This window comes from Asticcacaulis benevestitus DSM 16100 = ATCC BAA-896 (assembly GCF_000376105.1).
Classification (GTDB): Bacteria; Pseudomonadota; Alphaproteobacteria; order Caulobacterales; family Caulobacteraceae; genus Asticcacaulis; species Asticcacaulis benevestitus.
Window position 1 is genome coordinate 158,257 of sequence record NZ_AQWM01000001.1, and the last position, 14,339, is coordinate 172,595.

Below are 14,339 nucleotides of genomic sequence, written 5' to 3' on the forward strand. Positions count from 1 at the left end.
ATTGTGATCACAATATTTGACTTTTGCCGTAATTTCGATGAAATAGGCGGCAATCATATCGCCATCGCTGCCGCTTTAAGGCTGAGCGAGCCCGCTTCGAGGAATTTTCGCATGAACGCTCCCGCAAAACCGCCTGTGCGCAATTATGACATGAACGAGTTGAAGAAGCTCGACATGGCGCACCATCTGCCGGCGCAATCCGATTACAAGCTCCAGCATGAACTGGGCGGCTCGCGCATCATCACCCGCGCCGACGGCGTTTTCATCACCGACGCCGAGGGCAAGTCCCTGCTCGACGGCATGGCTGGCCTGTGGTGCGTCAATGTCGGCTACGGCCGCGAGGAACTGGCCCGCGTCGCCTATGAGCAAATGCTAGAACTGCCCTACTACAACACCTTCTTCAAGACGGCGACGCCGCCGCCGGTCAAGCTGGCGGCCAAGATCGCCGAGAAGATGGCTCTGTCGAACCCCGATCTGACGCATGTCTTCTTCAACAGTTCCGGCTCCGAGGCCAACGACACCATCTTCCGTCTCGTGCGTTATTACTGGGAGCTCAAAGGCGAGCCGGAACGCACCGTCTTTATCTCGCGCAAGAACGCCTATCACGGCTCGACCGTCGCCGGCGCCTCGCTCGGCGGCATGACCTTCATGCACGCCCAGGGCGGCCTGCCGATTCCCGGCATCGAACACGTCGAGCAGCCTTACCACTTCGGCGAAGGCTTTGGTGAAGATGAGGAAGCCTTCGCCACCCGCGTCGCCAATTCGATCGAGGAACGTATCCTGGCCGTCGGGCCGGAAAAGGTAGCCGCCTTTATCGGTGAGCCGGTGCAGGGCGCCGGTGGGGTTATCATTCCGCCGGCCTCCTATTGGCCGAAGGTCGAGGCCATCTGCCGCAAATATGGCATCCTGCTGATCTGTGATGAGGTCATCTGCGGTTTTGGCCGTCTCGGCCATTGGTTCGGCCATCAGCATTATGGCATCAAGCCGGATCTGATCGCCATGGCCAAGGGCATGTCGTCGGGCTATCTGCCGATTTCGGCTGTTGGCGTGTCGAAGAAGATCGTCGATGTGTTGCTGGAAAAGGGCGGTGATTTCGTCCATGGCTATACCTATTCCGGCCACCCGACCTGTGCCGCCGTATCCCTGGCCAATATCGGGATCATGGAGAACGAAGGCCTGATCGAGCGCACGCGCGACGTGACAGGCCCCTATCTCGCCAAGGCTTTGAAGCGCCTGGATTCGCATCCGCTGGTGGGCGAAGCCCGGTCGCTCGGCCTGATCGGCGCCGTAGAGATCGTGTCTGAAAAGGGGACGAACAAACGCTTCAAGGGCGCGGAGGGTACCGCCGGTCCGATCGTGCGCGACCTGTGTATCAAGAATGGGCTGATGGTGCGTGGTATCCGCGATTCCATCGTCATGTGTCCGCCGCTGATCATCACCGAGGCTGAGATCGACCAGATTGTCGATACCATCGAAAAGTCGCTTAACGAAGCCGAACCGGTCCTGCGCGCTTTATGATGCGTGTCGCAGGGCTCGCCGTCGCCGGTCTGCTGCTCGCCGGCAGCGCGTCGGCGCAGGATGTTTTTTTCGGCACTCTGGAAAAGGACGGCGGCAAGCTGATCCTGTCGCGTTGCGATCTTGGCGACACCCGTTATGAACTGCGCGATGATTCCGAAGATGACGCGCCGGTGGCTGACTGGCTGAAACGCGATACCGTCAAGCCGACGCAGGCCTCGGTCTTTGGATCCGTCGAGGAAGAGGGCGACACCTATATCCTGATCGTCATGGCCATCGATGACGTCAAGCCGGGTGTCAATTGTCACCTCAGCGATGCGTTGGATCAGATGACGCTTCAGAGATAGGTCCGTCTCAGGGCTTTTGCACGATGACGCCGTACCAGCCGAGCCCAGCATAGGTCTCGTAACCCGGTGTGCGATGATAGGCGATCATGGTGCCTGAGGCTTCGGTATAATGCCCGAAGGCGCGGCCTTCGCTGCGCAGGGCTATGCGGTCCTGCAGAATGCCGCGGCCATCGGAAGCCGCAATGATCAGGCCTTGCGCATCGACCAGCAGGGCGCGGGTGAGCTTGCGCTCATCTTCGGAAAGGCGCACCCCTTCGGCGATGGCGCGCGCCTGGGGCTGCCAGTCGAAATGCACGCCCAGAACACCGAGCAATTCGCCAGACGCATCGCCATGCGCGCGCACACCGGTGGCATAGGTGGCGACCTGCGCGCCATTGAGCAGGGGCTCCGTCGAGATATCAGCAACGGCGAACTCATTGCCGCTGGCCAGTTTGCGGGCACGCGTGAACCAGGCGCTTGAGGCGACATTGGCGCCCTTAGCGCTGTAGAGGTCCGGTCGGCCATTGGCGATAATGTTGCCGTTCAGATCGCACAGCCACAAATCGAGATAAACCGTATAGGCGTCGAGAATAACGCCGAGGCGGCGCGACGCATGGCCATGACGCGCGTGATCGGCGGCGGCCTCGACCATGGCGGCGTCGGTCGCCCACCAGCGCACATCACACGTGCGCTCATAGAGATTGCGGTCGATCAGTTCGATGGCGTTGCGCGCCAGATCGACCATCCGCGCGCCCTGGTTCTGGCGCGCCATGTCTTCGGTCAGGCGCTCCAGCGATGCGATTTCTTTTCCCAGATCCGTGGCCATGATGTTGGTGATGGTCTCGACCTGTGTGGATATAAGGCGCACCTCGTCGGCGACCACCGCGAAACCGGCACCCATCTCGCCAGCGCGCTTGGCTTCGATCAGGGCGTTGAGCGCCAGAATGCGCAACATGCCCGTAACACCCTTGATATCGCGTAGGCTTTCCGACGTCACCGACTTCGCCTTAGCCGTGTGCTCTATAATATCGCGAACGCTGACCGTTTGCATGACGTCTCCCAGGCCGGTAGATAATACCGTTTTTGGATGCCGCAATTCAGTTAATGGCGTCTAAACCTTGCCTCAAATGTAACGCAATATGTCGAAATGTGTCGGTGATTTGATCTCATGGGCAACTATTGGGCCAATTGGTTTCAACTGGTCTTATCTTACAGACGGTCGCGTAAGGCGTAATAGCTGAGGCCGGCGACGAGGGCCGGCCAGCGCAACAGGCGGCCGCCGAAGAAGGCCGGTGTGGGCAGGCGGCTCAACAGGCTGACATCATGGTCATCGCCGGTGATGGCGCGCGCCAGCAGACGGCCGAAATAGGGCGCCAGCACCACGCCCTGTCCGCTGTAGCCGGCGGAGGCGTAGACATTGGGTGCCAGATTGCGCACGAAGGGCGCTCGGCTCATGGTGATGGCCAGGGTGCCGCCCCAGCCGTGCGAGATTTTGGCCTCGCCAAGCTGAGGGTAAACCTTCAGCATATTGTTGCGCACGAAGGCCTTGATGTCTTTCGGGAACCAAGGCGTGTAGTTTTCGCCTCCGCCAAACAACAGCCGGTTATCGGGCGTCTTGCGCCAGTAATTGACGACGAAGCGCGAATCCGCCGCGGCGTAATCGTTCGGCAGGATGGCGGGATCATCGAGCGGTTCGGTGGTCAGGATGAAGTTGTTGATCGGCATGACGTGGCTGTCGATCTCTTCCGACAGGCCTTCCATATAGCCATTGCCGCAGATCAGCAGGCGTTGACAGGTGACGGTGGCGCCGTTGTCGAGATGCAGATGGATGCCCTTGGCTATTTTGCGGTAACTTATGACGTGGCTATTCTCGAACAGCCGGGCGTTGAGATCTGTCGCGGCGCGCGCGAGCCCTTGCGCCAGTTTGAGCGGATGAAGATGGCCGCCCCCGCGATCGAGCGTGCCGCCGTAATAGACGTCGGTGCCGAGTTCGTCGGCCACCTGCGCCTTGTCGAGCAGGGTGACCTTGTCGTAGCCGTATCTGGCGACAAAATCGACATAAGCCCGATCATCGGCTTCATAGGCAGGCTTGTGCCAGGCATGGACGAGGCCGTGCTTGAGGTCGCAGTCTATGCCGTGGGTGCGGATGAGATCATACAGGCTGGTCTTGGCATCTTCCGACATGTCCCAGAGCTGGCGCGCCTGATCTGCGCCGAAGAGGGCTTCCAGACGTTCCGGATCGACGCGCTGGCCGGTGTGGATCTGCCCGCCGTTGCGACCAGAGGCGCCGGAGCCTATCTGCGCCGAGTCGAGCACGGTGACGTCGATCTTCTTGCCAGCCAGTTCGATGGCGGCGCCAAGCCCGGTGTAGCCACCGCCGATGATGCAGACATCGGTGTGATGCGCGCCGCTAAGCGCGGGGTAGGCGGGGGCGCTCGCCGTAGCGGCGTACCAGGAATCGTAAGGATGACCGGTGTTTTTCATGAAAGTTTCGGCGCTTGGTTCAGCCGTTTTTGCCCCTCACCCCAGCCCTCTCCCCGCAGGCAGGGAGAGGGGGCAGTATGGCGCTGTATGCCCCCTCTCTCCCGTTTTAACGGGGAGAGGGCTGGGGTGAGGGACTTCTTACTTACACGTTCAGCAGCAGGAATTCGCGTTCCCACGGGCTGATCGTCTGCATAAAGGTCTCGTACTCGTGCAGCTTGACGCGCGAATAGGCGCTGACAAATTGCGGGCCGAGAATGTCGATGATGGGCTGAGAACGCTCCAGCTTGATAATGGCCTGTACGAGCGAATAGGGCAGGTCGCCCTGTGGTAAGGTGGCGGCGTCCTTATCGACCGGATCGGCGGGGGTCATCTTGTCGACCATGCCGAGATAGCCGGAGGCGAGCACAGCGGCGATAGCCAGATACGGATTGGCATCGGACGACGGTATCCGGTTTTCAAGGCGGCGGTTGGCGGGGTTGGAGGGCGGTACGCGCAGGCCCGCCGTACGGTTGTCATAGCCCCATTGTGTATTGACTGGCGCGCCGGAGCCCTTGGCGAGGCGGCGATAGGAGTTGACGTAAGGCGCCAGCAGCGAGGTGATGGCCGGCATGTATTTCTGCTGGCCGGCGATGAAGTTGAAGAAGGCCGGGGTCGGCTCACCCGTTTCCGGATTGGAAAACAGGTTCTGCCCGGTTTTGGCATCGACGATCGACTGGTGGATGTGCATGGCCGATCCGGGCTCATTGGCCATCGGCTTGGCCATGAAGGTGGCGTAGATATCGTGCTCCAGCGAGGTTTCCTTGATGGTGCGCTTGAACATCAGGACCTGATCCGCCAGTTCGAGCGGATCGCCGTGCAGCAGGTTGATTTCCATCTGCGCCACGCCCGATTCGTGGATCAGGGTATCGATTTCAAGGCCCTGGCTTTCGGAATATTCGTACATGTCCTCGAAAAGGGCATCAAACTCGTTGACCGCCGAGATCGAATAGCCCTGACGGCCGGTTTCCGGACGGCCGGAGCGACCGATCGGCGGCTTGAGCGGATAGTCGGGGTCGATGTTCTTCTCGACCAGATAGAATTCCAGTTCCGGCGCGATCACCGGCTTCCAGCCCTTGGCCTCATAGAAGCCGAGCACGCGGCGCAGCACCTGGCGCGGGCTTTCCTCGACCGGACGGCCATCGGGATGGAAGGCGTCGTGTATCACCTGCGCGGTCGGGTCATGCGCCCAGGGCACGGCGGCGAGGGTGGCGAAATCGGGCTTCAGGAAGATGTCGGTGTCGGATTGCACGGTGCCGACCACGCCTTCGAGATCGGGGTAGTCGCCGGTGATGGTCTGATAGAAAACCGCCAGCGGCAGGTTCATGTAGGGGGTGTTGAGGAACTTCTTCGACGGCATGATCTTGCCGCGCGCCACGCCGGCGAGATCGGGCACCATGCACTCGATTTCCTCGATATTCTGGCTGGCCAGCCAGGCGCGCGCCTCCTCCAAATCTTTCGCGCCGCGCTTGGCAAACGTCACCTTACGTTTGCTCTTGGACTTCATGTAGTTGTCGTGTGACATGTTGAATCGTCTTTATGGCTTATTGGTCATATGGATCAGACACCAGCCAGAACGCTTTTGGAAATGACAAAAGCGCGACGAGGTCCACGGCCAGGAGTTTTAAGCGGCCGCCGGGGTATTCTGATGAATTGTGATCACAATATGCGGGTTTTCAGGCCTTGGCAAGCGCCTGTTTCGCGAGTCGCCCGCGATCCGGCTTGCCTGCCTGCGATGCGGGCGTTAGGGGAGACGGATGATCACTGAGATATCGGACCCGCATGATGAACGTCTGGCACTTTACCGCGATGTGAAGGACCGCGACCTGACCGGCCGTGGGGGACTTTTCATGGCCGAGGGCAAGGTGGTGCTGGAGCGCCTGTTTTCGTCGCCCCTGGCGCAGACCGTCAGTGTCCTGACAACGCCGGAACGTCTGAAAGGCTTGGCGCATTTGCCTGAGGCCCCGGTCTATGTCGTGGCACAAGAGCTGATGGATGACCTGGCGGGCTTTCCTATCCATCGCGGCTATCTGGCGCTGGGGCGTTACGCGCCGCCGAAGTCGCTGAGCGAAATACTGGCGGGCGAACGTGTGCGGGTTTTGGTGCTGTCCGGCATCGCCAATACCGACAATATGGGCGGGCTGATGCGCAATGCGGCGGCTTTTGGCGTCGATGCGGTGATCCTTGATGCCACCTGCTGCGACGCCCTTTACCGCAAGGCGATCCGTGTGAGTGTTGGCGGTGTGTTGCAAATGCCGCATTATCGCGTCGACAATCTGGTGGAAACCCTGCGTGCGCGGGACCTGACGCCCTATGCGCTTAGCCCCGCAGGCAGGCTGACGCTGGATGAGGTCAGGCCCGCCGCCCGATCCGCCATGCTGTTTGGCGCCGAGGGACCGGGATTGTCCGCCGAGGTCATGGCCGCCTGCACGACGGTGCGTATCGAGATGAGCGGCGGCTTCGACAGCCTGAACGTGGCCACGACCTCAGGTATCGTGCTCTATCAGTTCTGCCGTTAAACGCTCACAGGCGTCACCGTGCGTCCAGCCTCGCCGAAGATGCGCAGATAACGCGCAATCTCGGCAGGTGCGCCGGTGGCTTTGGCCGGATTATCTGACAGCTTGACCGCCGGCCGGCCATCGGCCTCGGTCACCTTGCAGACCAGAGAAATCGGATCAAGGCCATGATCCGTGAAAGGCGCGCAGTCGCGGAAATCGTTGGTCAGATTGGTGCCCCAGCCAAAACTCAGGCGCACACGGCCGTCGAAATGACGGTAGGTCGATTCGATGCTGTCAACGTCCATGCCGTCGGAAAAGATCAGCAATTTTTCGCGCGGATCGACGCCCTTCGAGTGCCACCATTGGATAATCTGTTCGCCGCCGGCGATCGGCGGGGCGCTGTCCGGCCGGAAGCCGGTCCATGCCGCCAGCCAGTCCGGCGCGCGTTCAAGAAAGGCGGTGGTGCCGAAGGCATCGGGCAGGGCGATCCGCAGATTGCCGTCGTAGTGCGCCTGCCAGTCTTCCAGCACGCGATAGGGCGCCGAAGCCACGCCAGCGTCATCATCGGCCAGCGCTGCCAGCACCATCGGCAGTTCGTGCGCATTAGTGCCGATGGCTTCGAGGTCGTTGTCCATGGCCAGCAGAACATTGGAGGTGCCGATAAAGCGCTTGCCTAAGCCCTCTTTCAGCGCCTCGACACACCACCGCTGCCAGAGGAAGGAATGGCGCCGGCGGGTGCCAAAATCGGACACAACGAGATCGGGCAGGGCGCTTAAGCGCTCGACCTTGCCCCACAGTTTCGCCTTGGCGCGGGCATAGAGCACATCGAGTGCGAACCGGCCCTGACCGCGCATGACGGCGCGGGAGCGCAACTCGTTGATAATGGTGAGCGCCGGGATTTCCCACAGGGTGGTGTGCGTCCACGTGCCATGGAAGTGCAGGTCATACTGGCCATCGACCTTGCGCAGCTCGTAATCCGGCAGACGAAAGTCCTTCAGCCAGGTGATGAAGTCCGGGCTGAACATCTGGGTCTTGCCGTAGAAGGTGTTACCGGCCAGCCAGATCAGTTCCTTAGGTGCAAAGCGCAAGGTTCGGGTATGATCGAGCTGGGCGCGCAGTTCATCTTCGTCGATATCGTCGGCAATGCGAACGCTGCTGCGATTGACCAGGCCAAACGTCACCGGCACCTCTGGGTAGAGGTGCCGGATCATCTGCAACATCAGAAGTTTGTAGAAATCGGTATCGAGCAGGCTGCGCACGATCGGATCGAGCCGCCAGTTATGGTCATAGGTGCGTGAGGCGATATCCGTGACGGCCATGGATCAGCCTTCGACCGAGGTCTCCGGGCGATCGCCACCATGCGCCAGTTCTTCATGCCAGACACCGTTGGTGTCTTCGTAAGAAATGCCGGTGTCGCTGCCCGGCGCGGTTTGTTCGCGGGCGACCTTGCGGGCAGCGGCCAGTGCGAGATCATGGCTGGCGAAGGTTTCGGAGTAGGTGCCGTCGGCCTGATAGGCCCAGCCGCCATCGTGCTGAAGCACCTTGTAAATGACCTTCATCCCTAGATCTCCTGATTGTAATCCGTGATTTCCGGATATTTGGCCAGGCGCGGCTTCACTTCCTTGCGGAACAGGTCGCGCATATCGTCTTCGGAGCGCAGGGATTCAACGACGACGACCAGTTCCGGCTTGTTGCTGGAGGCGCGGACCAGAACCCACGAGCCGTCTTCGAGGTGGACGCGGGCGCCATTGACCGTAATGACCTCGGTCACCTTGCGGCCGAGGATCGAACCGCCAGCGGCCAGCAGGTCTTCGTATTCCTTGACGATGCGTTCCAGCACTTCGTACTTCACTTCATCGCCGCAGTGCGGGCTCATGGTCAGCGAGGTATAGGCCACCGGCAGGGCGTTTTTCAGCTCGGAAAGCTTCTTGCCCGGGTTGCGGTCGAGCATGGCCAGGATCGCTTCGGCAGCCTTGAGGCCATCGTCGTAACCGCGGCCGATCGGCTCGGCGAGGAAGAAGTGGCCCGACTTTTCGAAGCCGGCCAGCGCCTTCAGTTCGGCGGTCTTGCGCTTGATGTAGGAGTGACCCGTCTTCCAGTAGACGGTGGTGGCGCCGTTCTTTTTCAGAATCTCATCGGTGGCGTAGAGGCCGGTCGATTTGACGTCGACCACGAAGGTAGCGTTCTTGTAGATGTCCGACAGGTCGCGCGCCAGCATCAGGCCGATCTTGTCGGCGAAGATTTCATTGCCCTCGTCATCGACCACGCCGCAGCGGTCGCCGTCGCCATCGAAGCCCAGCGCCAGATCGGCGCCGTGTTCTTTCACGGCCTTGGCCATGTCGAGCAGCATTTCGTGGTCTTCAGGGTTCGGGTTATACTTCGGGAACGTCGAGTCGAGATTGGTGTCGAGTTCGATGACCTCGGCGCCCATGGCGCGCAGGGTTTGCGGCGCGAAGGCGCCGGCCGTGCCGTTACCGCAGGCGCAGACGACCTTCAGCTTGCGCTTCAGTTGCAGCTTCGACGAGATATCGTCCATGTAGCGCTGCTGTACGCCCTGAACCTGCTTGAGGCTGCCGCCCGGACGCTCGACACCGAGGCCGCCCAGGACGATTTCCTTAAGGCGGGTCATTTCTTCCGGGCCGAAGGTGAGCGGCGCCTGGCAGCCCATTTTCACGCCGGTCCAGCCGTTATCATTGTGCGAAGCCGTGACCATGGCGACGCAGGCCGCGTCCTGATCGAACTGGGCGAAATAGGCGATGGGCGAGAGGCAGAGACCGATATCGATCACCTCGATGCCGGCCTGCATCAGGCCGAGGATCAGGGCGTTCTTGATGTTGGTTGAATAGGAGCGGAAATCGTGGCCGGTGACGAGCTTCGGCGTGACGCCGCGCTCATAGATGTAGGTGCCAAGACCCAGGCCCAGCGCCTGAATGCCGAGCAGGTTGATTTCCTTGCCGAAGATCCATCGTGCGTCATATTCGCGGAAACCGGTCGCCTTGACGAGCGGGATGGTCTCAAAATCGTAGCTGTTTTCGGGAATGGCGGCTTTCGGCAGCATGGTCATTCAGGCAGTCCTCAGAGGGTTTGGCATGGGGAATGAACCCCTATGCCATGTAAAAATATAAAGATGCAAAGCGATGTTTGAGGCTCTAGGTCGAGCCGGCAAGCTTTACTGGAAAAAAGGCAGAAGCGCTTCACGCGCAGCCGCGCCGAGTTCGGGGTTTTTCAGCGCGAGGGCTACATTGGCGCGCAGCAGGCCGATCTTGTCACCGCAGTCATAGGTGACGCCGTCATATTCGAGCGCATGGAAATCCTGGCTTTCCATCAGGCGGAACATCGAATCGGTGAGCTGGATTTCGTTGCCGGCACCTTTTTCCTGATCGGCGAGCAGCGCGAAGATTTCCGGCTGCAGGATATAGCGACCTGAGACGATCAGGTTGGAAGGCGCGGCGCCCTTCGAGGGCTTTTCGACCATGCCGGTCATCTTGTTGAGGCGGCCGTTCTGGTTTTCCAGAGCGACCACACCATACTGATGCGTCTGGTCGTGCGGCACGGCTTCGACGACAATGATATTGCCACCGACCTGATCATGGGCGTCGATCGCCTGTTTCAAGGCCGGGACCTCAGCGTCCATCACCATATCAGGCAGGATGACGGCGAAGGGCTCGTCACCGACGATATCACGGGCGCACCAGACGGCGTGACCAAGACCCAGCGGTTGCATCTGGCGTACGAAGCTCATCTCGCCGGGCTTAGGCAGTTCGGCCAGCAGCTCATTGAGGATGGCGATTTTGTTCTTGGCGGCGAGTTGAGCTTCCAGTTCGATCTGGTGATCGAAATAGTCCTCGATGGCGCCCTTGGCGCGGCCGGTGACGAAAATAAAGTGCTCGATGCCCGCGGCGCGCGCCTCGGCGACCACATAGGAGAGAATAGGGCGATCAACGACATTGAGCAGTTCCTTGGGAACCACCTTGGTACCGGGCAAGACCCGGGTGCCGAGACCGGCGACCGGGACGACCGCTTTACGAACGCGCTTTTGTGACACATGAACCTCGAAGCAAGTGAAGCCAACCCCTTTTCAGGTGTTTCGCTTCAGGTGATAACCAGCGCCCCGTCCCCGGTGGCACGTTAGTGTGCAGTTGCACAAAAAAGCAACAGCCCTCTGATACATTTCACCTATATCATGATTATTTAAGAGCTGTGAATGGGCTAAAAATTAGTCGATCCGTCTGAAATTTTGCACATAAATCGTGAATCTTGCGTGATTGGCTCCTGGCTCGCGCCGTGAATAATAAAATTTGTTGTCTTTAATTAGGGGCGCCGGGCTTTAGCCCTTGCAAGGCCATCCGTTGTATTATTTATGAATAAAAAACAGGCTTTTCGGGCCATATTTGGGAGCAGACCTATGGAATTCATGACAAAATGGCGCGGCGGGCTGATCGCCGCCCTGCTGATCACCCCAGCCTTGATGGTAGGGCACGCCTCAGCCCACGAAACGCTCGGCCTTGACGCGCCGAAGCCGCAGATCGCTCTGACGCCGCCCATGGGATGGAATTCGTGGAACAAATTCGCCTGCAATATTGATGAGGCCAGGATTCGCGCCGTCGCCGATGCCATGGCGGCTTCCGGCATGAAGGACGCTGGCTACCAGTATATCGTTATCGACGATTGCTGGCAGAAGGACCGCGCCGCCGATGGCACCATTCAGGCCGATCCGGAGCGTTTTCCCTCCGGCATCAAGCATCTGGCCGATTATGTTCATGCGAAGGGCTTGAAATTCGGTCTCTATTCCGATGCCGGCGCCAAGACCTGCGGTGGCCGTCCGGGTTCGGCGGGTTATGAATTTCAGGATGCCCGCACATGGGCGTCTTGGGGCGTTGACTATGTCAAGTATGACTGGTGCTACACCGGCACGCGCAATGCCGAGGCTGCCTATACCCTTATGGCCAAAGCCCTGCGCGCTTCCGGCCGCGATATCGTGTTCTCGATCTGTGAGTGGGGCGATAACAAGCCGGCGGAATGGGCGGCGGGGCCAGGCCATCTGTGGCGTACCACCGGCGATATCCGCGATTCCTGGGACAAGGACGAAGGCTACAGCCACGGCTTCCTGTGGATCCTCGACCACAACGCCGACCTGTGGAAGAACTCGGGGCCTAACCAGTGGAACGATCCGGACATGCTTGAAGTCGGTAACGGAGGCATGACAGACGTGGAATACCGGTCGCACTTCTCATTGTGGGCCATGCTGGCAGCGCCCCTGATCGCCGGTAACGACCTCTCGACCATGGACAAGGCGACGCTAGATGTCCTGACCAATAAGGACGTCATAGCCGTCGATCAGGATAAATTGGGGCAGCAAGGGCGTCGCGTCAGCAAGAATGGCGATCTTGAGGTCTGGGTGCGTCCGCTGACCGGTGGTGATCGCGCAGTGGTGCTGTTCAATCGTGGCGCGGAAGCCAAAACCATGTCGGTCGATTGGGAAGGCCTGCAACTGCCGGCGGGCATGAAGGCAACGGTCAAGGACCTGTGGTCGAAACAGGTGACGAAGGGCGTCAAGGGCGGTTACAGCGCCGAGGTCGCGCCACACGGCGTGGTCATGATCCGCGTCACGCCAATGGTCTAAGGGGGCTGCTTCGCCCTTAACCCTTTCAGGGGGGAGGGGCGAAGCGCTGGACACGATGGTAAGGGCTTTTTCTTACCTTGAGTGTTGCAAGGCTCACCCGGATAAAATTGTTTATCTGTGTCTGTTTCATTCCCAGGCATAGGCATGGGGTTCATGAGCGGGGATAAATCCCGTTGCGTCCGGTTGCGTGGCAGGGGTATTGCCGCTAAAGCACGGCCATGCTCCGTATCACCGAACTGAAGTTGCCGCTCGATCATGCGCCCGCGGCCTTGCCCGCGGCCATCTGTCAACGCCTGAACATTGCGCCTGAAGACCTGATGGCGTTTGAGATCGTGCGCCGGGCCCACGATGCGCGGAAGAAGTCGGGGATCCTGCTGATCTATTCGGTGGACGTGACGCTGAAGAACGAAGCCGACGTTCTGGCGCGTATGACCCATGAGCCAAGCGTGCGGATCACGCCGGATACTGAGTATCGCTTTATCGGCACAACGCTTGCCAACAACGGCAAACATCGCCCGGTGGTGATCGGCGCAGGCCCCTGCGGTATCTTCACCGCGCTAATCCTGGCGCAGATGGGGCTCAAGCCGATCATCCTTGATCGTGGCAAGGTGGTCCGCGAACGTACCAAGGACACCTGGGGGCTGTGGCGTCGTGGCGAGCTTGAGCCGGAATCCAACGTCCAGTTTGGCGAAGGCGGCGCAGGCACCTTTTCCGACGGCAAGCTCTACAGCCAGATCAAAGACCCGCGGCATCTCAGCCGCAAGGTGCTGACCGAGTTCGTCAAGGCTGGCGCCCCGCCGGAAATCCTGACCGAGGCGCATCCGCATATCGGCACCTTCCGACTGGTCACTATGGTTGAGCACATGCGCCGGACCATCGAAGCCTTGGGGGGCGAATATCGCTGGCAGACTCGTGTCACCGATATTGACGTCCATGTCGCATCCGATCGCATACGCAGCGTGCGCGGACTTCATCTCCATGGGGGCGGCTATCTCGAAGCCGATCAGGTCGTTCTGGCGGTGGGTCATAGCGCCCGCGATACGTTTGAGATGCTCCATGAACGCGGCGTCTTCATCGAGGCCAAGCCGTTTTCCATCGGCGTCCGTATTGAGCATCCGCAGTCCTGGATCGACCAGGCGCGCTTTGGATCTTGCGCCGGTCACCCCGATCTCGGCGCGGCGGCCTACACCCTGTCGCACCATTGCGCCAATGGCCGCACGGTCTACAGCTTCTGCATGTGCCCTGGCGGGCGCGTGGTGGCGGCGGCCTCGGAACCTGGCCGCGTCGTCACCAATGGCATGAGCCAGTATTCGCGTAAGGAGTTCAACGCCAATGCCGGCTTTGTGGTCGGCATCGACCCGGAACGCGATTATCCTGGCCACCCGCTGGCCGGTGTTGAATTGCAGCGCCGACTGGAATCGCTGGCCTTTGTGGCTGGCGGTTCGGACTACAAGGCGCCGGGTCAGAAGGTCGGAGATTTCCTCAAAGGCCAGGCCTCGACCGAATTCGGCGAGGTTCTGCCGTCGTATAAGCCGGGCGTTCACCTGACGGATCTCAGCGCCTGTCTGCCTGACTTCGCCATCGCAGCCATGCGCGAAGCCCTGCCGATCTTCGGCCGCCAGATCAAGCGTTACGACCATCCGGACGCCATGATGACCGGCGTTGAGACGCGCACCTCATCCCCCATCCGCATCACGCGCGGTAAGGATATGCAGAGCCTGAATACGCAGGGGCTATATCCGGCGGGCGAAGGCGCTGGCTATGCCGGCGGCATCCTGTCGGCGGCCATTGACGGCATCAAGATCGCCGAGGCTGTGGCGCAGGAATGGGTGGAGGTTGCTCCCTAAAGGCCGAGCG

Annotated in this window: 12 protein-coding genes; 5 read left to right on the forward strand and 7 right to left on the reverse strand. The window is 60.3% G+C overall.

What is annotated here, in order from left to right:
• The first annotated feature begins 111 nt into the window (after positions 1 to 111).
• A complete protein-coding gene (locus B060_RS0100795) occupies positions 112 to 1,518 on the forward strand; it encodes an aspartate aminotransferase family protein (RefSeq protein WP_018079844.1) in 1,407 nt (468 codons plus the stop codon).
• Entirely contained in the window at positions 1,515 to 1,862 is a 348-nt protein-coding gene (locus B060_RS0100800) for a hypothetical protein (RefSeq protein WP_018079845.1), read from the forward strand. Before B060_RS0100795 ends, B060_RS0100800 begins: the two co-directional genes overlap by 4 nt.
• 7 nt (positions 1,863 to 1,869) lie before the next feature.
• On the opposite strand, the gene B060_RS0100805 is transcribed toward B060_RS0100800, so the two are convergent.
• The 3 genes from B060_RS0100805 to B060_RS0100815 form a co-directional block, all read right to left on the reverse strand.
• Positions 1,870 to 2,892: a methyl-accepting chemotaxis protein gene (locus tag B060_RS0100805; RefSeq protein ID WP_018079846.1), complete on the reverse strand. Its 1,023-nt coding sequence runs from the start codon at positions 2,890 to 2,892 to the stop codon at positions 1,870 to 1,872.
• 158 nt (positions 2,893 to 3,050) lie between these two features.
• Positions 3,051 to 4,325 (reverse strand): NAD(P)/FAD-dependent oxidoreductase, encoded by a 1,275-nt coding sequence (locus B060_RS0100810; RefSeq protein ID WP_018079847.1) that lies wholly within the window; start codon positions 4,323 to 4,325, stop codon positions 3,051 to 3,053.
• A gap of 142 nt (positions 4,326 to 4,467) precedes the next feature.
• The gene (locus B060_RS0100815; protein ID WP_026172484.1) at positions 4,468 to 5,868 is read right to left on the reverse strand and encodes a glutamine synthetase family protein; all 1,401 of its coding nucleotides are present in this window, start codon (positions 5,866 to 5,868) and stop codon (positions 4,468 to 4,470) included.
• 250 nt (positions 5,869 to 6,118) lie between these two features.
• Between B060_RS0100815 and B060_RS0100820 the strand changes: the two genes are divergently transcribed.
• On the forward strand, positions 6,119 to 6,880 hold the full coding sequence (locus B060_RS0100820; protein WP_018079849.1) for a TrmH family RNA methyltransferase: 762 nt from the start codon (positions 6,119 to 6,121) through the stop codon (positions 6,878 to 6,880).
• Here B060_RS0100820 and pncB read toward each other — a convergent pair.
• From pncB to B060_RS0100840, 4 genes are all read right to left on the reverse strand, one after another.
• On the reverse strand, positions 6,877 to 8,178 hold the full coding sequence (gene pncB / locus B060_RS0100825) for a nicotinate phosphoribosyltransferase (RefSeq protein ID WP_018079850.1): 1,302 nt from the start codon (positions 8,176 to 8,178) through the stop codon (positions 6,877 to 6,879). The genes B060_RS0100820 and pncB overlap by 4 nt on opposite strands.
• 3 nt (positions 8,179 to 8,181) lie before the next feature.
• Positions 8,182 to 8,418 (reverse strand): DUF2188 domain-containing protein, encoded by a 237-nt coding sequence (locus B060_RS0100830; protein WP_018079851.1) that lies wholly within the window; start codon positions 8,416 to 8,418, stop codon positions 8,182 to 8,184.
• A gap of 2 nt (positions 8,419 to 8,420) precedes the next feature.
• Entirely contained in the window at positions 8,421 to 9,923 is a 1,503-nt protein-coding gene (locus tag B060_RS0100835) for a phosphomannomutase/phosphoglucomutase (RefSeq protein ID WP_018079852.1), read from the reverse strand.
• Positions 9,924 to 10,028: 105 nt separating this feature from the next.
• Complete coding sequence (locus B060_RS0100840; protein WP_018079853.1) at positions 10,029 to 10,904, reverse strand: UTP--glucose-1-phosphate uridylyltransferase; 876 nt, start codon at positions 10,902 to 10,904, stop codon at positions 10,029 to 10,031.
• A gap of 360 nt (positions 10,905 to 11,264) precedes the next feature.
• Between B060_RS0100840 and B060_RS0100845 the strand changes: the two genes are divergently transcribed.
• Positions 11,265 to 12,482, forward strand: coding sequence for a glycoside hydrolase family 27 protein (locus tag B060_RS0100845; RefSeq protein WP_018079854.1), 1,218 nt, complete (start codon positions 11,265 to 11,267; stop codon positions 12,480 to 12,482).
• Positions 12,483 to 12,700: 218 nt separating this feature from the next.
• Positions 12,701 to 14,329: an NAD(P)/FAD-dependent oxidoreductase gene (locus B060_RS0100850; RefSeq protein WP_018079855.1), complete on the forward strand. Its 1,629-nt coding sequence runs from the start codon at positions 12,701 to 12,703 to the stop codon at positions 14,327 to 14,329.
• Positions 14,330 to 14,339: the final 10 nt, after the last annotated feature.

Coding starts and splice junctions, on each gene's coding strand:
- B060_RS0100810 (WP_018079847.1), bottom strand. CDS start 4,325: ATGAAAAACACCGGTCATCCTTACGATTCCTGGTACGCCGCTACGGCG.
- B060_RS0100815 (WP_026172484.1), bottom strand. CDS start 5,868: ATGAAGTCCAAGAGCAAACGTAAGGTGACGTTTGCCAAGCGCGGCGCG.
- B060_RS0100830 (WP_018079851.1), bottom strand. CDS start 8,418: ATGAAGGTCATTTACAAGGTGCTTCAGCACGATGGCGGCTGGGCCTAT.
- B060_RS0100795 (WP_018079844.1), top strand. CDS start 112: ATGAACGCTCCCGCAAAACCGCCTGTGCGCAATTATGACATGAACGAG.
- B060_RS0100805 (WP_018079846.1), bottom strand. CDS start 2,892: ATGCAAACGGTCAGCGTTCGCGATATTATAGAGCACACGGCTAAGGCG.
- B060_RS0100845 (WP_018079854.1), top strand. CDS start 11,265: ATGGAATTCATGACAAAATGGCGCGGCGGGCTGATCGCCGCCCTGCTG.
- pncB (WP_018079850.1), bottom strand. CDS start 8,178: ATGGCCGTCACGGATATCGCCTCACGCACCTATGACCATAACTGGCGG.
- B060_RS0100820 (WP_018079849.1), top strand. CDS start 6,119: ATGATCACTGAGATATCGGACCCGCATGATGAACGTCTGGCACTTTAC.
- B060_RS0100835 (WP_018079852.1), bottom strand. CDS start 9,923: ATGACCATGCTGCCGAAAGCCGCCATTCCCGAAAACAGCTACGATTTT.
- B060_RS0100850 (WP_018079855.1), top strand. CDS start 12,701: ATGCTCCGTATCACCGAACTGAAGTTGCCGCTCGATCATGCGCCCGCG.
- B060_RS0100800 (WP_018079845.1), top strand. CDS start 1,515: ATGATGCGTGTCGCAGGGCTCGCCGTCGCCGGTCTGCTGCTCGCCGGC.